The organism is Labrenzia sp. THAF82 (assembly GCF_009363435.1).
GTDB classification, from domain to species: Bacteria; Pseudomonadota; Alphaproteobacteria; order Rhizobiales; family Stappiaceae; genus Roseibium; species Roseibium porphyridii.
Genome location: NZ_CP045354.1, coordinates 1,466,250 through 1,486,502, shown reverse-complemented (window position 1 = coordinate 1,486,502; position 20,253 = coordinate 1,466,250). Strand labels below are relative to the sequence as shown.

Below are 20,253 nucleotides of genomic sequence, written 5' to 3'. Positions count from 1 at the left end.
AAAAGGGTTCAGAACGCGCCCTTAGTCGAACCTGATCATTTCGCGTTCAAAGCCGCGGAATTTTCCGGTCAGCAGTTTGAAGAGCGTGTCGAAAATTACATCGCCTGTCGGTGCACAGCCCGGGATCTGGTAGTCGATCTCCACCACTTGGGAGCAGGGATAGACCTCGTCGAGCAACAACGGCAAAGCGGGATCGTTCGGCACATTATGGGTCGTATTGCGGATGTATTTCCCGGTGATGTAGGCCTCGTCAAGGCACTCACGCAAAGGCGCATCGGAATGCATGATCGCGTTTCGCATCGCTGGAAGTCCGCCCATGATGGCACATTGCCCGAGCGCGATCAGGATGTCGCAATTCCGTCTGAAATCGTGCAGCACATGCACGTTTTCCTCGTTACAGCATCCCCCTTCAATAATGCCGATATCACAGCGCTCGGTGAATTTTTTCTTGTCTGTTAGCGGAGAACGGTCGACGTCGACCAGTTTCATCAACTCGATCAGACGCTCATCGATATCGAGGATCGCCATATGGCATCCAAAGCACCCGGCCAAAGACGCTGTTGCTATGCGAGCCTTGGGAAGTTCGCTCATTTGCGCTTCTCCTCGATCTCATGGCCGATCAATCCCTTGTCGAACTCACGCTCGCCGATCGGGACGGCGAAACCGACGCGCTTTCGGATGATGCAGCCCACTGGGCAGACTTCACTCGACATCGCATGATCGGAAACTTGCGCATCCGTATCGGCAAGGTTCTCACCGTTCACGGCGACCCGGCGGTGGATGCCGCGCCCGACATAGCCAAAGACACCTTTGCCATCGACATCCTGCGAGGCGCGAATACAACGGCCACAAGAAATACAGCGATTGGTGTCCAGCGCGATGTCGGGGTGCGATGCGTCGAGCGCACGGCACGGCTCCAGATATGGAAACTTGGTGGCTTCGGTCATGTCGAGCCGGTAGGCCATTGCCTGCAATTCGCAATTGCCGCTGGCCTCGCAGATCGGGCACAAATGGTTGCCTTCATGGAACAGCATCTCCACAAGGTCACGGCGCATTTTTGTAAGATGCGGAGTTTCGTTTTCGACTGCCTGGCCAGGCGCCGCCGGCTGCGTGCAGGCAGCGACGCTGCGGCCACCTGCCTTTACTGTGCAGACCCGGCAACTGCCCTGATGCCGTAACCCTTCGTGATCACACAAGCGCGGAATATAGACACCCGCAGCGTCAGCCGCTTCCATAATCGTCTGCCCCGCATGGGCCTTGATCTCCACCCCATCGATGGTGAAAGTGAAGCCGGTTTCCTTCTCTGTTCCGCTCATTGGGTGAAGTCCTTGTCGAAGATGTAGGAGCGGCGCTTGGCAATCTTGCGCGCGCCGTCGATCGCCGACTGAATGTCGAACGTATCGCGAATGCCATCCTTGCTCGGCTTGGAAACGGCCGAATAGACAAGCGGAAAATTCTTAAGCGTTGAGAGGATCGGATTGGGCGACGTCATGCCGAGACCACATCGGCTGGTCTCTATGATGGTTCCGGAAAGGTCCTTCAAGTAGTCAATGTCTTCAGGATTGGCAAGCCCCTTCTGGAACTTCTGGATCGCCTTCTGCAGAAAGACGTTCCCGACCCGGCAAGGCGTACAATAACCGCAGCTCTCGTGAACGAAAAAGGACATGTAGTATTCAACGATTTCCAGAATATTCCTCTGTCCGTTGAAGATGATGATCGCACCGCCCGTCGCCAGATCATCGAAGGTGAGTTTGCGATGGAAGCTGTCGCGGCCGATCATGGTCCCGCTTGGGCCCCCTACCTGAACAGCGGCAGCATCGGTGCCGCCAACCATCTCAAGCAGTTCCCAGACCGAGTGCCCGTAGGGCAGCTCGTATATACCCGGGTTCAGACAGTCGCCGCAGACGGAAAAGAGTTTGGTTCCGTGGGATCCTTCGGTCCCCATCGCGTGAAACCACTTGGCACCTTGATCCAGGATGCGCGCTGCATGGCAGAAGGTTTCAACATTGTTGACCACTGTCGGGTAACCAAGATACCCGCGACTGACTGGAAACGGAGGTCGCGTCTTTGGTTCGCCCGGCAGGCCTTCACAGGAACTGATCAAAGCGCCTTCTTCACCACAGATATAAGCACCGGCACCGAGCTGTAACCGGATGTCGAATTCAAAACCTTTGACGCCGAGAATGTCTTTGCCAAGCAGCCCGCGGCGGCGACGCTCCTCAAGCACGCCTTCCAACAACTCGCGCAGATAAACGTATTCACCTCGCAGGTATAATATTCCCTCGCGAGCGCCAACTGCCCGTGCAGCTATCGTCATTCCTTCAACGAGAAGGTGCGGGCGCTCTGTCAAAAGCACACGGTCCTTGAAGGTTCCCGGCTCACCTTCGTCGGCATTGCAGATCACAAAGTGCCTGTCGAGCTTCTCACTGGCCGCGAAACGCCATTTTCTGCCGGTGGTGAAACCGGCACCGCCGCAACCGCGCAAGCCGCTTTCTTCAACTGCATTGATGATCTGGCTCGGTCTCATGCCAACGGCATTGTTGAGGCCTGCATCTTCCGGCACTGGTCCAAGCAATACGGCCCCGGCGTGCCGAATGTTGTTTTCAACCATCCGCACGGCCCGCTCGTGCGCTGACAGTTCGTTAAAGCGATCGCTGACAAGGCTTTCAGGAGCCTGACCTGCCATCAATGCCTCTGCGGCCGTGCGAGCGGTCTCGGGTGTCAGGCTGGTCAGCATGACATTGTTCACCATGGCGGCCGGTGCCTGATCGCACATGCCGATGCAAGGTGTCGTCTCGAGAGAAAATGCCCCATCAGCGGACGTCTCACCGAGCTTGATGCCAAGAACGTCTTCAAATACGGCGACAACATCGTCCAAACCACAAAAGCGGTCGACAATGTCGTCGCACAAGCGGATCGTCACCCGTCCCTTCGGTGTCAAAGAGAGGAACGAATAAAAACTCGCAACTCCTTCAACTTCGATGCGCGTGAGATCGGTGTGCGACGCAATCGCATCCATGGTTGAGGGAGCTATGCAGCGATAGCGGTCCTGAACATCGTGAAGTATGTCGAGCATCCGGTGCTTGTCATTGCCGAACCTCTCACAAATGGCAGCGATTTCTGACTGCGGAACAGGAGCCACATTACAGGATGAAGCTGTGAGGCCGTTGGCGCCGGCGCCATTTCGACCGTTGTCCATAGTGAGCTCCCTCGTGATCCGTCCAGGTTCGCTTCCGGCTGGTAAATCGATTTGAACGAAATGCCTTTCACAAGGAATGACCAACACCGGGCACGTTCAATCGCCAGAAACTCCGATTGCTCTACGCTCCCAAAGATGGGGAGAAACGTCTTTGAGCCAGATCAAGATGCACGGAATAGGTGCAGGAAACACGCTGCTATCGTGACAAGGTCACACACGGCAATGCAATGGACACGGTGCGTTGGTTTCCCCGCTGCTACTGGTTGACCTCGAAAGCGGTCCGCAGTGGCTTGGTCAGCAGGTCCGACGGCGCAACGCTAGAAGCGCTTCCGGTCCAAAAGGACCGGTGCGGTCACTATTGAGTGGCCTATGACCATTCAATCGTCAGCTAGGATATCAACGTCGCGCGATGAGCCAATGCCTGCTCGATTGTCTGGCGAAAGCGCGCAGCGACAGCCGTATAACCATCGTCCGTGCCGTGTATCTCGTCGTTCCAGTCCGAGACTTCGGGCATTGCCCCGCGACAATCGACCAGCCAGACGCCAGTATTCAACGGGTTTGCCGACAGCCCGGCCAACATGCCGTAAAGCTCATCCACGAGGTACATGATCAGATTGCGCCGCAGGGACTGGCTGACAATACCGCGCCGGTCCAGCGGGTCTCCCAGCCACTGGTTCTTGTCCGCATATTTGGGATTGCGCCTGTCCTTGCCCCCGGCTGGATGGTGCGGATAAGGAAACGCATAGTCATATCCATGAATAACAATCGGCAGATTGCGAAATCCGGGATCCGCTCTGATGTCGGAAATTACCTTCCTGTAGGCCGTCTTCAGGAAGGTCAGTTTTTCTTTCAGAACCGCGTGATCGATGTGCCCCGCAATGTCGCCGGGATTGCCGTTGAACGGCCGGATCAGATCGTAGAGCACGGGTTCGCCGGTGTCCGGATCAGCCCCGATAATGTCGTTGCCGGCGGCAGAAAACAGGAAGGCGTCAACATGGTCGCGCATCTTCCCCAGTGAACTCATGTATTCACGGCGCGCTTTTTTTTCAGGTCCATAAACCATGTTCTCAGCCGTGTCGCCGGCAGCTCCAACAGAATAAATCAGAAAGTGCCTGTTGAGCTGGTCAATAACGTCTTTGATCAGGACCGGGAACTGAAACCAGCTGTCACCTTCAGAAACCAGAACCGGACGGTTTTCGCCCGCGTTCAGCCGTCTTCGAAACTGGCTCTGCCGTCGCCATCTGGCCAGGCGATTGGCGGTACCCATCGCGTTTTCCAGCTCCTGAAGGTCCGGGTCCATCTCAACCTTTTCGGGGTCAGGAGCCAGCACAAGATCGAAACCGCCCTGGTTTTTAACAACAACCGAATACTTGAGTATCTCCTCTGACTGTTCTGCGAACGCGTCCGGGTCCGTGGCCGGCTCTTTCAACAAGAGTCCCAAATAGTCCTGATAGGAAATTTTCTCCGCAGTCATGCTCAAAGCCTCCCTAAATGAAATCGAAAAACGAAAAGAAATAACTCTACTTATTCTAGCATGCCCTTACGTTATACAATCAGTATTTTAGGTGCAACCTGACCTCATAGAGAACAGGGCACTGTAATCGCCGACCGGACGCGGCTGGTGCAAAGTTTCGTCTGAGGCAATCAAGTTGAGAATAAAAAAGCCCGGACCATGAGATGATCCGGGCTTCTTGGATGTGGTCCAGAATAAGGTCTGGCAAATTACCTTAGAGGTCTCTGACCGAAGGTGTTGATCGCTTCCAGGCGCTCAAGATTGACGATCGTCGACAACATCAAACGATCATGGGTCCAATCGGGTGGTTTCTGAATGGACAGTGCCGTCAGGAACACAACGGCGACGACAGGCAGAACGGCAAGACCCAGCACGCCCCAGTGAGGACGCACCTGTTTTGTGTCAAGCAGAGCTTCCACGCGTCGGCGCAATTTCTGCGACGGGGAACGCCGAAGAACCTTGTCCTGAACTTCGATCAAGGCAACGGCTGCGATGTCGCCAGTCACACGCTTTGCCGCCTGCTCCTGACGTTTTTTCAGACCCGCCTGCGCAGCGCGCAGCAGGCACATGCAATAGGCCATCACGTCGATGCGCTTGTCTTCAGTGACTTTCTGATCGCAAGCCAGTTCACGCAGACGCTCAACTTCGGATTTCCAGACATAGAAGAACGGGTTCCAGAAGAAGAACGGCCGAAGCGTTTCCAGTGCGATTTCCCAGGTGACATCGCCCTGCCTCACGTGCTGAAGCTCGTGACGCATCACCAGCTTGAGATCCTCAGGCTGGGTCAGAAGTTCGGACGGGATGACAATGTAGTGGCGACTAAGCCCCCTTGCGGAAAACGGCACCAGCGCCCAGTCGGACAACAATAGCTGAACACGTCCCGAACGGCGCCATTCGTGGCAATTGGACAGAAAGTCCGACAGACGGACAAAGCTTGAGACCAGCCGCAGTCCGAAATAGGTAAAGCCGGCAAGCAACAGGACAGCTATCGCGCCGCCAATGCCAGGCGAGAAGCTCAAGATGCCTTCGCTGATCTGCCCGCGCATACCAAGGATGGCCTGAAAGTCCTGAGCGGGCATATCAATGCCGCCGCGAATGTACTGGGCCACCACCATATCCGACAGATTGACGCTCGCCGCAGCTGGGACCATCTGAAGCGTTCCCAGGTAGTGATAAAGCGCCGCTGCAGCCGGAGACAGGATCAGAACGGCAAACAGGCCGTTCAGAAGTGCGAGTTGAAGATTGTAGGCAAGCTTGATGCCTGTGCGTGTCATCACCAGCTTTACGACCATCCAGATCAGTGCAGTCACAGCCAGCGTGACATTTAAGTCGATGTAAACATCGAGCATCATGTTAAGTAGCGTCATCTGTCCTCCTCCTGTCCAGTAACGCTCTAATTTCCTCCAGGTCGTCCTCCGAAAACTCGTATTCATCGACCAGCCGGGCCACAAGCGAGGCCGGCGTGCCGTCAAATAGTTTTTCTGACAGATTTCGGATGGAACGGGACTGGTAGGCGTCCTTGGTCAGCACGGGGGAATAGATAAATGTCTTGCCTTCTTTTCGGCTGTCCACGAACCCTTTCTCATCCAGGATCCGCATAATGGTGGCACAGGACGTATAGGCGAGCTTTCTCTCCGACGGCAGACAATCCAGAATGTCGCGCACGGAGCCTTCGCCGATCTTCCAGAGTTCGGTCATGAACTCCAGTTCGACTTCGGTCAAAAACTCGTTGCTTTTACGCTTTCTCATTATGGTCCTGCGCCTATCGCGGAATGGATGTGACTCACAGCGCCTATTCTTGCATCAATCTTCCGCAAATTACTATACTTTTAGTCGATCAAAGAACTTCGCCACGCCCGATACTTTACCGGGCGTGGCAAATGTTTAGACCTTCCAGAAGCAAAACACACACCAGGCAAGGCTAAGTCCCAACGCACCCCAGAGCGGGTATCCGATGAGGCCGAGCCAGGCCAGGAATATGTAGGCAGTGCCGAGCAGTGTGATGAAAAGGCGGTCACCACGCGTCGTTGTGAGCCCCAGCACCCCCTGGCGCGCGTCACCGCCTGGATACCGGATTTCTAGGAACGTCAGAAAACCGACAGCTGAAAAGATGCCGACAAACAAAAGAGCTGTCGGCCAGGTCCAGGCCATCCAACCAAGCATTACACCCTCCCCAGGGCGAAGCCCTTGGCAATGTAGTTGCGGACAAAGTAGATGACGATGGCGCCGGGAATGATAGTCAGGGTCCCGGCGGCCGCCAGAAGCCCGAGTTCATAACCGGCGGAGGAAGCGGTTCGGGTCATCACGGCGGCAATCGGTTTGGCTTCAACAGCTGTCAGGGTCTTGGATAGCAGCATCTCCACCCAGGAGAACATGAAGCAGAAGAAAGCGGCCACCCCGACACCGGATTTGATCGCCGGCAGGAATATCGTCGCGAAGAACCGCGGGAACGAATAGCCGTCGACATAAGCAGTCTCGTCGAGTTCTTTCGGGACACCGCTCATGAAACCTTCCAGAATCCAGACCGCCAGCGGAATGTTGAACAGGCAATGCGCCAGAGCAACTGCGATGTGGGTATCGAACAGACCAACAGCGGAATAGAGCTGGAAGAACGGCAGTGCGAAGACTGCAGCAGGAGCCATCCGGTTGGTCAACAGCCAGAAGAAAAGCTGCTTGTCGCCAACAAAGGAATAGCGTGAGAACGCATAGGCTGCAGGCAACGCCACCAGAACGGAGATCACCGTATTCATCGTGACGTAGATGATCGAGTTGATGTAACCCCAATACCAGGTCGGATCGGTGAAGATCTCGATGTAGTTGGCGAGCGTCCAGGTTTGCGGGAACAGGGTGAACCCGGCCAGGATTTCATTGGTTGTTTTAAAACTCATCGCGACGAGCCAGTAGATCGGCAGCATCAGGAAGAGGATGTAAAGCGCGGGAACCAGGCTTTTCATGCGCATGTTGGTTCTCCTCAGGACTTGTTATCGTTCAGCGTCATCAGCGTGTAGAACAGCCAGGAGGCGAACAACGTGATGGCGAAGTAGATGAGCGACATGGCAGCTGCAGGACCGAGGTCGAACTGACCGAGTGCGATTTTTACGAGGTCGATCGACAGCAGTGTCGTTGAGTTGCCGGGCCCACCACCGGTGAGAACGAACGGTTCGGTATAGATGTTGAAGCTGTCCATGAAGCGCAGCAGCACCGCGATAGTCAGCACCGTTTTCATTTTCGGCAGCTGAATGAACCGGAAGACGGCCCAGTTGGACGCACCATCGATTTCGGCGGCCTGATAGTAGGCGTTCGGAATGGAAACCAGTCCGGCATAGGCCAGGAGCACCACCAGCGACGTCCAGTGCCAGACATCCATGACGATGATCGTTACCCAGGCGGCTACGGGATTCTGGGTCATGTCATAGGAGATGCCGAGGACATGGTTCATCGTGTATCCGAGGAGACCGATATCCGGCAGCGTGAAGATGTTCCACATTGCACCGACAACGTTCCAAGGGATCAGCATTGGCAACGCCATCGTGACCAGGCAGAACGGAACCCACGGTCCTTTCTTCGGCATCGCAAGCGCGATTGCGATGCCAAGCGGAACCTCGATGATGAGGATCATGAAGGTGAAGAAGAACTGCCGTCCGAGCGCATTGTGAAAACGTTCGGACTTCAGAACCTGTTCGAACCAGTCGAGCCCCTGCCAGAAGAACAGGTTGTCGCCGAAGGTTTCCTGGACCGAGTAATTCACCACCGTCATCATGGGAATGAGCGCGTTGAACGCGACCAGGAAAAGAACGGGCGTGACAAACAGCCAGGCGCGTTGGTTTTGAGTTTTCATCAGGCACCCTCCCCCGGGCTGCTCGCCAGCCAGCCATCTTTGTAGAGGCGGGTCTGAGATTGTTTGAAGTCAAGCATCACCGCATCCCCTGCGGTCGGAGCTTCGCCTTCCAGAATCGCGTGAATCCGGCTGTCATGGGCAACGGCTTCCACCACCTTGTGGCGACCGATATCCGCGACCTTGCGAACCTGTGCGGCAAGACCTGTTCCTTCCTTGGAAACAGACACGAATTCCGGACGAATGCCGACTTCCGCCTTGCCATCGCCGGTGCCCGTGACCGGGCCTTCCAGATTGATCTGCTCACCTCCGAAGAATGCACCGCCGTCCTTGACGTCGCACGGCAACACATTCATGCCCGGTGAGCCGATAAAGTGACCGACAAAGGTGTGCGCCGGACGCTCAAAAAGCTCCACCGGAGTTCCAATCTGCACAACTTCACCGTCCTGCATGACCACGACCTGATCGGCAAAGGTCAGAGCCTCGGTCTGGTCGTGAGTCACGTAGATCATCGTCGCCTTGACCCGCTGATGCAGCTCCTTCAACTTGGAACGCAACTTCCATTTCAAATGCGGGTCGATCACGGTCAGCGGTTCATCAAACATGACGACATTAACGTCTTCCCGTACCAGACCGCGACCCATGGAAATCTTTTGCTTGTTGTCAGGCGAAAGGTTTGCCGCCCGTGTCCCAAGCATCTCGGTAACTTCCAGCATCTCCGCTATACCGGTCACCCGGCGCTTGACGATGTCTTCGTCCCGACCTCGGTTGCGCAGTGGAAAGGCCAGATTGTCGTAGACCGTCATCGTGTCGTAAATGACTGGAAACTGGAACACCTGGGCAATGTTGCGCTTTGCAGGCGGCAAGGCCGTGACGTCCTGATCGTCGAACAGCACCTGGCCGTCGGATGGGACCAAGAGGCCCGAAATGATATTGAGAAGCGTGGACTTGCCGCAGCCGGACGGACCAAGCAATGCATAAGCGCCACCATCTTCCCAGGTAAGGTCGATTTTCTTCAGCGCATAATCGTCATCACCCGTCGGGTTCGGATTGTAGCTGTGTCGCAAGTTGGAGAGTTTGATCTGTGCCATGAATTCCTCTCCTCAAGCCGCCAAATCGCCGTCAGGCGAAAAGAAGAAGCAATGGCTCGGATCCAGATAGAACGTGTGGACCTCGCCGACGAAATAGGGATGCACGCCAGGTGACAGTGACACCCATGATTGTCCGTGCATGTCGAAATGAGCGCTGCTCTCAGACCCGCTGAGTTCGGTCACCTGAACGTGCCCGTCCAGGCGAACGCTATGATGATCGCTCTCGACCGGCATCACGTGGTTCGGGCGTATGGCAAGCGTATATGGCCCATCGGAAAGACCGGCTGCCCCACCCGAAGCTGTCCAACGAATGTCGTCGTTCAAAATGATCATATCGCCCTGTTTCGTGACAGGCGCAGTGTTGATCGGCGGGTTGGAGAACACCTTGGCGGACTCAAGATCCTTCGGCTTGCGGTAAATTTCTGCAGTTGAACCGAATTGAACCACGTTACCGTCGCTCATCAGAGCCGTGTTGCCGCCGAGAAGCAGTGCTTCTTCTGGTTCCGAAGTGGCATAGACCACAACGGCACCACGTCCTGCGAAAAGCTCTGGCAGCTGGTCGCGAAGCTCTTCGCGAAGCTTGTAGTCAAGGTTGGCCAGGGGCTCGTCCAGGAAAACGGCATCGCTTTCCTTCACGATCGCCCGCGCCAGCGCGGTGCGCTGTTGCTGACCGCCTGAAAGCTCATGAGGCTTGCGTTTGAGGTAGGGGTTCAGTTTGAGCAGCGCTGCGGCTTCTTCCACCCGCCCTTCGATTTCCGACTTTGCAACACCCGATACTTTCAAAGGGGAAGCAATATTGTCGAAGACCGACATATGCGGATAGTTGACGAAAAACTGGTGAACCAGGCTGATGTTGCGCTTTTGCGCAGACAGGCGGGATACATCCTTGCCATTTAAGATGATCTGCCCGGAGGCCAGGCTGTCGAGACCGGCCATCAGCTTGATCAGCGAGGTTTTCCCGGAACCTGTTTCTCCAAGGAGAACATTGAAGTGGCCCGGGAGCAAGGTCAGGCTCGTTTCCTTGACATGCGTGATGCCGGCAACGCGCTTGCTGACGTTTTTGAGTTCTAGTGACATGAATAACTGCACCTGCGTCCGGACTGGACTTACTTGCGGCAATCAGTTGCCGCTGCCATCGCTTTCGGATCGGTGAAGGACCGGGGCCACGCCCCGGTCCAGTTTGGTGAGAGACTAAGCTCTCGGCTTAGTTCTGCGACCAGCGGGCAACGAGCTCGTCATAGTTGACGGTTTCGCCCTGTGGCTTCTCATTGTCGAGCTTGGCCTTCGGAGCACCCGGCTTGGACAGCCACTCGTTCGGGTCAGACTCTTCGTTGAGACGCGGACCGCAACCACCATAGACGTTGGCGCGTTCGTCAGCCTGCTGCATGCGGGCCATGACGATGTCCATTTCTTCCGCCAGTCGGTCCATCGCTTCCTGCGGTGTGAAGGCACCGGAGTTCACATCACCGATCTGCTGCCACCAGATCTGGGCCAGCTTCGGATAGTCCGGAACGTTGACGCCGGTCGGAGACCAGGCCACGCGATCCGGAGACCGGTAGAACTCAACCAGACCGCCGAGCTTTGGAGCCCGCTCGGTGAAGGACTCGTGGTTGACGGTACTGTCGCGGATGAACGTCAGACCAACGTGGCTTTTCTTGGTATCAACCGTTTTGGAAACCACGAACTGAGCATAAAGCCAGGCGGCCTTTGCACGATCTTCCGGTGTGGAATTCAGGATTGTCCAAGACCCCACATCCTGGTAGCCGACTTTCTGGCCGTCTTCCCAATAAGGACCATGCGGGCTCGGAGCCATACGCCACAGCGGCGTGCCTTCGTCGTCAACCGTGTTGTTACCTTCGGACTTCGGCTTCACCATGTCGGCGGTAAAAGCGGTGTACCAAAAAATCTGCTGGGCCACGTTGCCCTGGCTCAAGGCCGGCAAGGACTGGTAGAAGTCGAAGCTGGCGGCGCCAGGAGGCGCATAGTTGCGCAGCCATTCGTCCCACTTGCGGATCGCGTAGACCGCAGCCGGACCGTTGGCAGCACCACCGCGAGACACGGATGCACCCACCGGGTTACATGTGCCTTCTTCCATGCGGATGCCCCACTCGTCGACCGGGATGCCGTTCGGCTCACCCTTGTCGCCTGCACCTGCCATGGAAAGCCAGGCGTCGGTCATGCGCCAGCCGAGGTCCGGTGCGCGCTTGCCGTAGTCCATGTGGCCATAGATCTGAACGCCGTCGATTTCCTTGACGTCCTTGGAGAAGAACTCCGCAATGTCCTCATAGGCAGACCAGTTGACCGGTACGCCGAGATCATAGCCATATTTTTCCTTAAAGGCCTTTTGCAGGTCTTCGCGGTCAAACCAGTCCTTGCGGAACCAGTAAAGGTTCGCGAACTGCTGGTCGGGCAGCTGGTAGAGGTCGCCGTCCGGACCTGTGGTGAACTGGGTGCCCATGAAGTCATCCAGGTCGAGCCCAGGGTTTGTGACGTCCTTGGCAGCACCGTTCATCCAATCCGTCAGGTTGTAGGCCAACTGAAGACGTGAATGGGTACCGATAAGGTCGGAATCGTTGACATAGGCGTCATAGAGGTTCCGACCGGTCTGCATTTGGGTCTGAACAGCCTGGACCACTTCACCCTCGCCGAGGATCTGGTGGTTCACCTTGATGCCGGTGATTTCTTCAAAGGCCTTTGTCAGAACTTCCGACTCGTAAGAGTGTGTCGGAATGCCCTCAGACAAAACATTGATTTCCATGCCATTGAAAGGCTCGGCCGCATTGATGAACCACTGCATCTCTGCAAGCTGCTCGTCTTTCGACAGAACTGATGGCTGGAATTCCTGGTCGATCCACTTTTTGGCCGCTGCTTCATCGGCAAAAGCGGACCCTGCTCCCGCAAGCACAGCACCTGCTGCGACTGCGGAGAGTAGATACTTACGCATCTTGATCTCCTCCCGTGAGAAATTTTCGCCGTATTTATCCGGCTGGGTATACTTGGACACACCGCCGCCACGTTGTCAAACTAATTTTTTAGTAGATTTTCATAGGATCTAAAGATCGGTATAAAATATTGAAAAATATGTATTTTTTAAAACAACTGCAACCAAAAGCATGCCTGAACCGACCGCAATTTCTCGCCAAGGCAACACGCAGTGTGGCACAAATTTGACGTTAAATGGAGTCAAAAACGGGGTTTCGGTTCTTTCATTTGAATATACAACCACCTTCAAATGGCGCTCACTTTGCAGTGCAAACGAAAAATATTGAAAACCCACGTGCTGCGTTTTTGTATGACCGATTGCAGATTTGAACGCTGTCAGAAACCGATTTGCGTCGCATTGTTTGCTCCCGATGCCGCGTCACCTATCTTCTCTTTCGAGACCTGAGCAAATGCAGATTTTACAAACCCCGCCCCGACAGAACCGGAAGCAGCAATTTGACACACATACCAACTGACACTCCCGTCCTGGTGACCGGCGCATCCGGCTATGTCGCCGGTTGGCTCGTCAAAGAGCTGCTTGAAGCCGGTGTGACGGTGCATGCCGCTGTCCGCAATCCGGATGACACCGAAAAGCTTGAACATCTGACGACGCTTGCGGCAGGTACTCCCGGCCAGATCAGGTTTTTCGGGGCCGACCTCCTCAGCGAAGGGTCCTATCAACAGGCCATGGAAGGATGCTCCGTGGTCTTTCATACAGCGTCGCCATTCACGGTGTCTGTCAGGAACCCTCAAAAGGAGCTCATCGACCCAGCCGTCAAAGGAACGCAAAATGTCCTGAGGACAGCGAACGAGACACAAAGCGTAAGCCGTGTCGTAGTCACAAGCTCTTGCGCTGCCATCTATACCGACGCGATCGACTGCAAAAAAGCTCCGGGCGGGGTTCTGACCGAAGCGATATGGAACACCACAGCGTCCTTGTCTCATCAGCCCTACAGCTATTCTAAGACACTTGCTGAAAAAGAAGCCTGGAAGCTGGCGCAGTCGCAAGACCGGTACAAACTCGTAACCGTCAATCCGTCACTGGTCATCGGCCCATCGCTTGCCAGGAAGCCGACGTCTGAAAGTTTCAATATCGTCCGTCAAATGGGAGACGGCACGATGAAACCGGGAGCACCGAAGCTCGGCATCGGCGTCGTTGACGTGCGCGATCTCGCCAAGGCACACGTTGCAGCCGCCTTTCTTCCAGATGCTGAGGGCCGCCACATCATCTCGGGCCACAACACCAACATTCTCGAGCTCGGCAAGGCACTTATCCCGAAATACGGCGACAGCTACCCGGTCCCTCGCAACTCATTGCCGAAGTGGATGGTCTGGCTGCTTGGACCGCTGATCAACGACATCTCAAGGAAGTTCATCGCCAACAACGTCAACGTCAAATGGCGTGCGGACAACTCCAAAAGCAAATCGGCCCTCGGTGTTACCTATCGCCCCTTGCGCACGTCCATGGAAGAGATGTTCCAGCAGATGATCGACGCAGACGCATTCAGGAAATAGCGCGTCAGTTGGATGATCATCTTTCCAGGTGCTTTGGTTAAACGCCCAGATGCCTGTCTGCGACTTCACGATCAAGCGCATCGAACGGACCGGACCAGACGTCTTTGCCCCGCTCCACGATCACAGCCCGGTCCGCAATCCGTGCCAATTCCTTGAGCGACTTGTCGATGATCAGGATCGAGACACCTGTCTGGTTTTTGAGAGCTTCGATGGCGGTCCAGATTTCCTGCCGGACGACCGGTGCAAGGCCCTCCGTTGCCTCGTCAAGGACAAGCAGTCTCGGATTGGTCATCAGGGCACGACCGATGGCAAGCATCTGTTGCTCCCCTCCCGAAAGAGAGGCAGCCTGTTGCCGACGGCGCTCAGCCAATCTCGGAAACAGATCCGTCACCTTGGCGAAATCCCACTCGCCCTTGCGGCTCGCCGCCACGAGATTTTCCTCAACACTCAGTCCGGAAAAACATCTCCGGCCTTCCGGAACGAGCCCGATACCCAGCCGGGCAATCTTGTGACTGGGCAGCCCATTGATACCGTTTCCAGCAAACCGGATATCACCCTGCGCCGGCAACATTCCGCAGATTGTCTTTACTGTAGTGGACTTGCCCATGCCGTTTCGTCCCATGAGCGCCACAGCTTCTCCTTCGCTCACGTCCAGCGAGACACCGAACAATGCTTGGATAGGTCCATAGGAAGCTTCTATTTGTTCAAGGGAAAGGACCGATGTCATGCCTCGTCCCCCAAATAGGCTTCGCGGACGCCAGGATCTGACCGAATTTCCTCAACGGTTCCGCTGGCAATGATGCTGCCATAGACCAGAACGCTGATGCGGTCGGCCAGCGCAAACACAGCATCCATGTCATGCTCGACGAGCAGGATCGGAGCTTCGGCGCGCAAAGTGTCAAGAAAACCGGTCATGCGTTTCGACCCTTCCGCACCCAGACCTGCCATGGGCTCATCCATGACAAAAGCTTTGGGCGCCAGTGTCAGCGCGATGGCGACTTCAAGTTGTCTGCGCTGACCATGGCTGAGATCGGCAGTACGTTTTTCGGCCACATCCTCAAGACCGACCCGCTCCAACGCCGTTCGTGCTGTTTCCAAAAGGTCCTTGTCGGTCAGAACTGGCTGAAACAGCCGGAAGGCTTTGCCACTCGCTCCGACACATCCAAGAACGACATTTTCCAGAACGGTATCTTCCATCGCCAATGCCGAAACCTGAAAGGTGCGCGCTAGGCCCGCCTTTGCCCGTTTGTCGACAGGCTTTTGGGTAACGTCTTCGTCGAGAAGATGAATACTCCCAAAATCTGGTTGTACCGTTCCGCAGATCTGATGAATAAGTGTGGATTTGCCGGCACCATTCGGCCCGATTACGGCATGAACTTCACCTTTGCGCAGCGTCAAGGAAATGTTCTTGCTGACCTCCAGCGCCCCGTAATTTTTGCATATCCCTCTGGTTTCCAGGACCACATCACCCATGAGCAGCCCTCCGGCCGCTGACCGCCCCGATGATCCCGCCCTTGACGAAAAGCACCACAAGCAGCAGCAGGACACCCAGATAGATATGCCAATAGTCCGACAGGTCGCCCAGCACATGCTCAAGCAGAACATAGACGATGGCGCCGACGACCGGGCCATAAAGCCTGCCGACACCACCAAGGATCACCAGGATCATGATCTCGCCTGACATCTGCCAGGAGAACATGGCCGGACTGACGAACCGGTTCAGATCCGCAAAAAGTGCACCGGCAAGACCGGTAATCGCACCGGAGATAACAAAGGCTGCAAGGCGCAAGCGAAACGGCATCATACCGACAGCCTGAACCCGCTGTTCGGATTGACGCGCAGCGTTCAAGGCAAGGCCGAAAGGCGAGCGCGCGAGGAGCGACGCGAACAAAAGCACCAGCATCAATAGACCGAAACAAAGTCCATAGAACTGAATAGGTGCCAGCGTGTTGAGGCCGGGGAAACCGTTTCGAAGATAGATCGAGACACCATCTTCCCCGCCATAAGCGCTCCAGCTGATCGAGAAGAAAAAGAACATCTGCCCGAAAGCGAGGGTGATCATGATGAAATAGGCCCCGGATGTCCGGAGTGACAACAGGCCGATCACGAAAGCCGCAAGAGAGGACATCACGACCGCCACAAGCCAGATGACCGGCATGGACTTCGTCCCCTCGATTACGAAGGGCCATTCGATAAATGGTGTGTAGGTCTGGGCGTGATAGGCTAAAATGCCCATTGTGTAGCCTCCGAGACCGAAGAACACCGCATGCCCGAGGCTGATCAACCCACCGAGGCCAAGCGCAATATTAAGCCCGACTGCCGCCATGGCCAGAATGACCGCACGTGTTGCCAGCGTGATGGTAAAGGGCTCATCTGCAAAAAAGGCCCAAAGCGGCACCAGCACAAGACCGGCGATGATCAGCAAATTGAAACCGTTTTCCCGGGTCATGCGCGCGCTCCGAACAGACCCGTCGGTTTCAGGATCAGGACGGCGGCCATCAGGATGTAGATCGCCATGGACGCCAGCGAGGCACCGACAGATGTGGCAACAGAGGGCTCCATGAACAGTTTCATCACTTCAGGCAGAAAAATTCCGCCAAGCGTGTTCGTAAGCCCGACAAGAAGCGCTCCGACAAGAGCACCTTTGATGGACCCGATCCCGCCGATCACGATGACGACGAATGCCAGGATCAGGACCGGTTCGCCCATGCCCACCTGAACGGACTGAATGGCCCCGACAAGCGCACCCGCCAATCCGGCCAGCGCCGCGCCCAGCGCGAAAACGATGGTGTAAAGCCGGCCAATATCGACGCCAAGCGCAGCAATCATTTCGCGGTCATTTTCGCCCGCACGGATCTGAATGCCAATGCGCGTTCGCGATATCAGCAGGAATAGCCCGAGTGCCACCATCAACCCGACGGCAATCAGCGTCAGACGGTATAGTGGGTATTCGATACCGCCCGGCAGCGTGATCGGGCCGGACAGGGCATCGGGAACATCAAGAAAAAGCGGAAAGGAGCCAAACAGCCACCGCGTTCCTTCCGAAAAAATAAGGATCAGGGCAAAAGTGGCCAGCACCTGATCCAGATGGTCTTTTCCGTAAAGTCGCCGGATGACCAGGATCTCGACCAGTGCCCCGGCAATGGCCGCTCCGGCGAGAGCCGCCACCAGCGCCAGCACGAAGGAACCTGTGGCCCCTGCAACCGCTGCCGCGCAGAACGCACCGATCATATAAAGCGAACCATGCGCAAGGTTGATCAGCCCCATCACACCGAAGATCAGCGTCAGACCGGCAGCCATCAAAAACAGCATGACACCGAACTGCAGGCCATTCAGAACCTGCTCTATGAGCAATAACAGTGACATGAAAATCCCGATGAAACGGCCGGCGCAGTCAGTGCGCCGGCCAGAGTAGAATTCGGTTACATCTTACACTCGGCCGCATATGCATCGGCACGATCGGTCAATGCAGTTGCAATGATCTTGTTGGTGTAGACGTCGCCTTCCTTGATCACCTCGCGGACAAAAATGTCCTGCACTGGATGGTGGTTCGGCCCGAACTCGAAGTCGCCCCGGGTCGAACTGAAGTCAGCTGCCTTAAGCGCAGCACGGAAGGCATCCGCATCGTTTACGTCTGCCGAAACCATTGCCGACAACAGCAGATTTGCCGTGTCGAAGCCCTGGGAAGCGTAGAGCGAAGGCAACCGTCCGTATTCGGCCTGGAAGCTCTCGACAAAAGCCTTGTTGGTGGCGTTGTCGATGTCCTTGTTCCATTGGCTGGTGTTTTTCACACCCAAAGCAGCATCGCCAACGGCCTGCAGAATACCCTGATCGAAAGAGAAGGCCGGTCCGACGACAGGCAGGTCGACACCGCTGTCGGCATATTGCTTGAGGAAGGAGATGCCCATTCCGCCAGGCAGGAAGAAGAAGACGCTGTCAGCATCAGATGCACGTATCTGCGCAAGTTCTGCTGCGTAGTCGGTCTGGCCGAGCTTGGTGTAGATCTCCCCGGCAAGCTCGCCATCGTAAAAGCGCTTGTAACCGGTCAAAGCGTCTTTGCCCGCCGGATAGTTCGGCGCAAGAATGAAGCTCTTCTTGTAGCCGGCTTCCTTGGCATAAGCACCGGCAGCTTCATGCAGATTGTCATTCTGCCAGGCCACATTGAAATAATTCGGATGGCATCCCTTGCCTGCAAGTGCGGATGGTCCCGCATTGGGCGAGAGGTAGAATTTACCTTGCGCGGTGACTGCAGGCACCACGGCCATTGCCAGATTGGACCAGATGATTCCGGTCAAGACGTCGACCTTTTCTGACTGCACAAGCTTGTCAGCAAGCTGTACCGCGATGTCCGGTTTGCGCTGGTCATCCTCAATGATGACTTCGATATTCTCGTTGCCGGCTTGCTTGACCGCCAGCATGAAACCATCGCGCACATCAATACCAAGACCTGCGCCGCCCCCTGAAAGCGTGGTGATCATGCCGACTTTTAAAGGTTCGGCGTGCGCAGACACCACACCGAGTGCCAGCGCGGCACTCGCCGCAAGGCTAAAGAATTTCATCTGTCTCTCCTGTTGGTTCCAGTGTTCCCGATTTCTGGATGGGCTATTGTTGTTGTCGCCCTTCACTCAAACAGACTTGTGTTTTTTCGCAAGGCCGATCGTGTTGTAATAAAGCACCTTTCGGAGCGTATGTTCCACATATTGCACGCGATTTTCAGTTTTCGCGAAGCATTTGAGCCCACATGTCCAGGTTCATCTGATCGCAAACCTTGGCTGACACGCAACTGAAGCCTAGTCAGACGGAAAATAAATTTCAAGCATGAAATATTAAACCTTAAAGAAGATCACTTTCTGAAGCTTACCTCTGCTTGCGAACAAACAGACGACCAACCCGGATCGGTCGCTGCATTCCCTATAAGCTCGCGCTTGCGCACTCCTGACCAGGTATCGACTTGAAAGGGCCCCTTAAAGAGCCAGAAATTGAAGAGAGAACCATATCGCTCAGAGCAAAACTCTTTTTTGCTTCAGGACCCCAAGGCGTGGAAAGACCGGAAGTACCTCTCGGTCAAGCTGGAACAATGGTATAAGATACAGCGACAATTTTCGCCTGAAAGCGCAGGATGACGACAATGCGATCTGCATATTTGAAAATTGCACTCGCAAAAATCGCGATAGTTTTTTCCAGCGTGATCGCTTTCGCCGGAACTTCAGAAGTTGTTACGATCAAGCCTTACGGGCAGGACGATCAGCGATACCGCTACGCTCAAATTCTCCTGGAAATGTCCCTTGAGAAAGCCGGACAAACCGCTCGCGTTCGACAAATGGACACAGAACTCTCCAGGGACAGGTTACTGCCAGAACTGATCGACGGTGAAATTATTCATGTTGTCGCAGAGGCCCCGAAGCCGGGGTGGGAAGAGAACCTTCTGACAATCAGAATTCCCATAAGGAAGGGAATTCAAGGCCATCGACTGTTCCTCATCAACAAACGGGATCAGCTAGCGATCTCGCAGGTTGAAACACTTGAAGACCTGCTCGCTTTTCCGACAGGATCTGGTGCTCAATGGTCGACGCGCCGGGTCATGGAGAATGCAGGTTTTCAGGTCGTCACAGCACCTGAATACAAGACCCTATTCGATATGCTGAAACTCGGGCGCTTCACGACGTTCGGCCGCGGCCTCAACGAAATATTTCAGGAACAAACGGTTTTCAGCAAGACCAACCCCAATCTGGTCATTGAAGAAACGCTTTGCCTGTTCATTCCCCTGCCGACCTATTTTTTTGTCAGTCCCAAACATCCAGAACTCGCAAGACAGATCGAAACGGGATTGAGGCAAATGATATCTGACGGCAGTTTCGACAAACACTTTCTGGATTTTCACGGAGACGATATTGCGCGGGCAAAGCTGGAAGGCAGGAAGATTTTTTCGATTCCCAATCCAAACCTCAGTCCATTGACCCCGCTCGATGACAAATCGCTGTGGCTCGACCCGCGCAATCTGCGGGGCAATGCGTCTGATTCAGACAGCTGATCACGATCAGCCACACACATAGAGCCGCTCAGCGATGCTTTTTCTGCCTACAGTTTGACGTGGAACGGAGCGTGGAATTGTGAAACG

The 20,253-nt window shown here is 55.3% G+C and carries 19 protein-coding genes; 2 read left to right on the top strand and 17 right to left on the bottom strand.

All coding sequences use genetic code 11. The features are described from left to right. Nucleotides 1–21: 21 nt before the first annotated feature. From FIV00_RS07125 to FIV00_RS07070, 12 genes are all read right to left on the bottom strand, one after another. Nucleotides 22–591, bottom strand: a complete 570-nt coding sequence (locus FIV00_RS07125; protein ID WP_152500098.1) for an NADP oxidoreductase — start codon at nucleotides 589–591, stop codon at nucleotides 22–24. After that, nucleotides 588–1,316 (bottom strand): 2Fe-2S iron-sulfur cluster-binding protein, encoded by a 729-nt coding sequence (locus tag FIV00_RS07120; RefSeq protein ID WP_152500097.1) that lies wholly within the window; start codon nucleotides 1,314–1,316, stop codon nucleotides 588–590. The genes FIV00_RS07125 and FIV00_RS07120 overlap by 4 nt, the downstream gene beginning before the upstream one ends. After that, the gene (locus FIV00_RS07115; RefSeq protein WP_152500096.1) at nucleotides 1,313–3,199 is read right to left on the bottom strand and encodes an NAD(P)H-dependent oxidoreductase subunit E; all 1,887 of its coding nucleotides are present in this window, start codon (nucleotides 3,197–3,199) and stop codon (nucleotides 1,313–1,315) included. The genes FIV00_RS07120 and FIV00_RS07115 overlap by 4 nt, the downstream gene beginning before the upstream one ends. Before the next feature lie 388 nt (nucleotides 3,200–3,587). Next, complete coding sequence (locus tag FIV00_RS07110) at nucleotides 3,588–4,673, bottom strand: hypothetical protein (protein WP_209006841.1); 1,086 nt, start codon at nucleotides 4,671–4,673, stop codon at nucleotides 3,588–3,590. A 248-nt stretch (nucleotides 4,674–4,921) separates the two neighbouring features. Continuing rightward, nucleotides 4,922–6,079: a M56 family metallopeptidase gene (locus tag FIV00_RS07105; protein ID WP_152500095.1), complete on the bottom strand. Its 1,158-nt coding sequence runs from the start codon at nucleotides 6,077–6,079 to the stop codon at nucleotides 4,922–4,924. Next, nucleotides 6,066–6,461 (bottom strand): BlaI/MecI/CopY family transcriptional regulator, encoded by a 396-nt coding sequence (locus tag FIV00_RS07100; protein WP_152500094.1) that lies wholly within the window; start codon nucleotides 6,459–6,461, stop codon nucleotides 6,066–6,068. The genes FIV00_RS07105 and FIV00_RS07100 overlap by 14 nt, the downstream gene beginning before the upstream one ends. 135 nt (nucleotides 6,462–6,596) lie before the next feature. Beyond that, a complete protein-coding gene (locus FIV00_RS07095; RefSeq protein WP_152500093.1) occupies nucleotides 6,597–6,875 on the bottom strand; it encodes a DUF2160 domain-containing protein in 279 nt (92 codons plus the stop codon). After that, entirely contained in the window at nucleotides 6,875–7,672 is a 798-nt protein-coding gene (locus FIV00_RS07090; protein ID WP_152500092.1) for a carbohydrate ABC transporter permease, read from the bottom strand. The genes FIV00_RS07095 and FIV00_RS07090 overlap by 1 nt, the downstream gene beginning before the upstream one ends. A gap of 11 nt (nucleotides 7,673–7,683) precedes the next feature. Next, nucleotides 7,684–8,553 carry a carbohydrate ABC transporter permease gene (locus FIV00_RS07085; protein WP_209006975.1) on the bottom strand — a complete coding sequence of 290 codons (870 nt, stop codon included), beginning with the start codon at nucleotides 8,551–8,553 and terminating at the stop codon, nucleotides 7,684–7,686. Beyond that, nucleotides 8,550–9,638, bottom strand: coding sequence for an ABC transporter ATP-binding protein (locus FIV00_RS07080; protein WP_152500090.1), 1,089 nt, complete (start codon nucleotides 9,636–9,638; stop codon nucleotides 8,550–8,552). The genes FIV00_RS07085 and FIV00_RS07080 overlap by 4 nt, the downstream gene beginning before the upstream one ends. Nucleotides 9,639–9,650: 12 nt before the next feature. Continuing rightward, nucleotides 9,651–10,715, bottom strand: coding sequence for an ABC transporter ATP-binding protein (locus FIV00_RS07075; protein WP_152500089.1), 1,065 nt, complete (start codon nucleotides 10,713–10,715; stop codon nucleotides 9,651–9,653). A gap of 127 nt (nucleotides 10,716–10,842) precedes the next feature. After that, a complete protein-coding gene (locus FIV00_RS07070) occupies nucleotides 10,843–12,582 on the bottom strand; it encodes an ABC transporter substrate-binding protein (protein WP_152500088.1) in 1,740 nt (579 codons plus the stop codon). A 494-nt stretch (nucleotides 12,583–13,076) separates the two neighbouring features. Between FIV00_RS07070 and FIV00_RS07065 the strand changes: the two genes are divergently transcribed. Then, nucleotides 13,077–14,135, top strand: coding sequence for an NAD-dependent epimerase/dehydratase family protein (locus tag FIV00_RS07065; RefSeq protein ID WP_152500087.1), 1,059 nt, complete (start codon nucleotides 13,077–13,079; stop codon nucleotides 14,133–14,135). Between the two features lie 37 nt (nucleotides 14,136–14,172). Here the strand turns inward: FIV00_RS07065 and FIV00_RS07060 are convergent, their stop codons facing one another. Genes FIV00_RS07060 through FIV00_RS07040 form a run of 5 tightly spaced genes read right to left on the bottom strand, consistent with a single transcriptional unit; the run spans nucleotide 14,173 to nucleotide 18,694 of the window. Continuing rightward, nucleotides 14,173–14,862: an ABC transporter ATP-binding protein gene (locus FIV00_RS07060; RefSeq protein WP_152500086.1), complete on the bottom strand. Its 690-nt coding sequence runs from the start codon at nucleotides 14,860–14,862 to the stop codon at nucleotides 14,173–14,175. Then, nucleotides 14,859–15,608 carry an ABC transporter ATP-binding protein gene (locus FIV00_RS07055; protein ID WP_152500085.1) on the bottom strand — a complete coding sequence of 250 codons (750 nt, stop codon included), beginning with the start codon at nucleotides 15,606–15,608 and terminating at the stop codon, nucleotides 14,859–14,861. Before FIV00_RS07055 ends, FIV00_RS07060 begins: the two co-directional genes overlap by 4 nt. Beyond that, on the bottom strand, nucleotides 15,601–16,584 hold the full coding sequence (locus FIV00_RS07050) for a branched-chain amino acid ABC transporter permease (protein ID WP_152500084.1): 984 nt from the start codon (nucleotides 16,582–16,584) through the stop codon (nucleotides 15,601–15,603). The genes FIV00_RS07055 and FIV00_RS07050 overlap by 8 nt, the downstream gene beginning before the upstream one ends. Next, nucleotides 16,581–17,501, bottom strand: coding sequence for a branched-chain amino acid ABC transporter permease (locus tag FIV00_RS07045; RefSeq protein WP_152500083.1), 921 nt, complete (start codon nucleotides 17,499–17,501; stop codon nucleotides 16,581–16,583). The genes FIV00_RS07050 and FIV00_RS07045 overlap by 4 nt, the downstream gene beginning before the upstream one ends. 56 nt (nucleotides 17,502–17,557) lie before the next feature. Then, nucleotides 17,558–18,694 (bottom strand): ABC transporter substrate-binding protein, encoded by a 1,137-nt coding sequence (locus FIV00_RS07040; RefSeq protein WP_152500082.1) that lies wholly within the window; start codon nucleotides 18,692–18,694, stop codon nucleotides 17,558–17,560. Between the two features lie 569 nt (nucleotides 18,695–19,263). On the opposite strand from FIV00_RS07040, the gene FIV00_RS07035 reads away from it, so the two are divergent. Then, nucleotides 19,264–20,166, top strand: coding sequence for a hypothetical protein (locus FIV00_RS07035; protein WP_152500081.1), 903 nt, complete (start codon nucleotides 19,264–19,266; stop codon nucleotides 20,164–20,166). Nucleotides 20,167–20,253: the final 87 nt, after the last annotated feature.

What these genes read in the sequence shown, in the direction of transcription:
- FIV00_RS07120 (WP_152500097.1), bottom strand. Translation starts at nt 1,316, where the DNA reads ATGAGCGGAACAGAGAAGGAAACCGGCTTCACTTTCACCATCGATGGG.
- FIV00_RS07100 (WP_152500094.1), bottom strand. Translation starts at nt 6,461, where the DNA reads ATGAGAAAGCGTAAAAGCAACGAGTTTTTGACCGAAGTCGAACTGGAG.
- FIV00_RS07115 (WP_152500096.1), bottom strand. Translation starts at nt 3,199, where the DNA reads ATGGACAACGGTCGAAATGGCGCCGGCGCCAACGGCCTCACAGCTTCA.
- FIV00_RS07060 (WP_152500086.1), bottom strand. Translation starts at nt 14,862, where the DNA reads ATGACATCGGTCCTTTCCCTTGAACAAATAGAAGCTTCCTATGGACCT.
- FIV00_RS07095 (WP_152500093.1), bottom strand. Translation starts at nt 6,875, where the DNA reads ATGCTTGGTTGGATGGCCTGGACCTGGCCGACAGCTCTTTTGTTTGTC.
- FIV00_RS07080 (WP_152500090.1), bottom strand. Translation starts at nt 9,638, where the DNA reads ATGGCACAGATCAAACTCTCCAACTTGCGACACAGCTACAATCCGAAC.
- FIV00_RS07070 (WP_152500088.1), bottom strand. Translation starts at nt 12,582, where the DNA reads ATGCGTAAGTATCTACTCTCCGCAGTCGCAGCAGGTGCTGTGCTTGCG.
- FIV00_RS07055 (WP_152500085.1), bottom strand. Translation starts at nt 15,608, where the DNA reads ATGGGTGATGTGGTCCTGGAAACCAGAGGGATATGCAAAAATTACGGG.
- FIV00_RS07050 (WP_152500084.1), bottom strand. Translation starts at nt 16,584, where the DNA reads ATGACCCGGGAAAACGGTTTCAATTTGCTGATCATCGCCGGTCTTGTG.
- FIV00_RS07035 (WP_152500081.1), top strand. Translation starts at nt 19,264, where the DNA reads ATGCGATCTGCATATTTGAAAATTGCACTCGCAAAAATCGCGATAGTT.
- FIV00_RS07125 (WP_152500098.1), bottom strand. Translation starts at nt 591, where the DNA reads ATGAGCGAACTTCCCAAGGCTCGCATAGCAACAGCGTCTTTGGCCGGG.
- FIV00_RS07110 (WP_209006841.1), bottom strand. Translation starts at nt 4,673, where the DNA reads ATGACTGCGGAGAAAATTTCCTATCAGGACTATTTGGGACTCTTGTTG.
- FIV00_RS07075 (WP_152500089.1), bottom strand. Translation starts at nt 10,715, where the DNA reads ATGTCACTAGAACTCAAAAACGTCAGCAAGCGCGTTGCCGGCATCACG.
- FIV00_RS07105 (WP_152500095.1), bottom strand. Translation starts at nt 6,079, where the DNA reads ATGACGCTACTTAACATGATGCTCGATGTTTACATCGACTTAAATGTC.
- FIV00_RS07040 (WP_152500082.1), bottom strand. Translation starts at nt 18,694, where the DNA reads ATGAAATTCTTTAGCCTTGCGGCGAGTGCCGCGCTGGCACTCGGTGTG.
- FIV00_RS07090 (WP_152500092.1), bottom strand. Translation starts at nt 7,672, where the DNA reads ATGCGCATGAAAAGCCTGGTTCCCGCGCTTTACATCCTCTTCCTGATG.
- FIV00_RS07045 (WP_152500083.1), bottom strand. Translation starts at nt 17,501, where the DNA reads ATGTCACTGTTATTGCTCATAGAGCAGGTTCTGAATGGCCTGCAGTTC.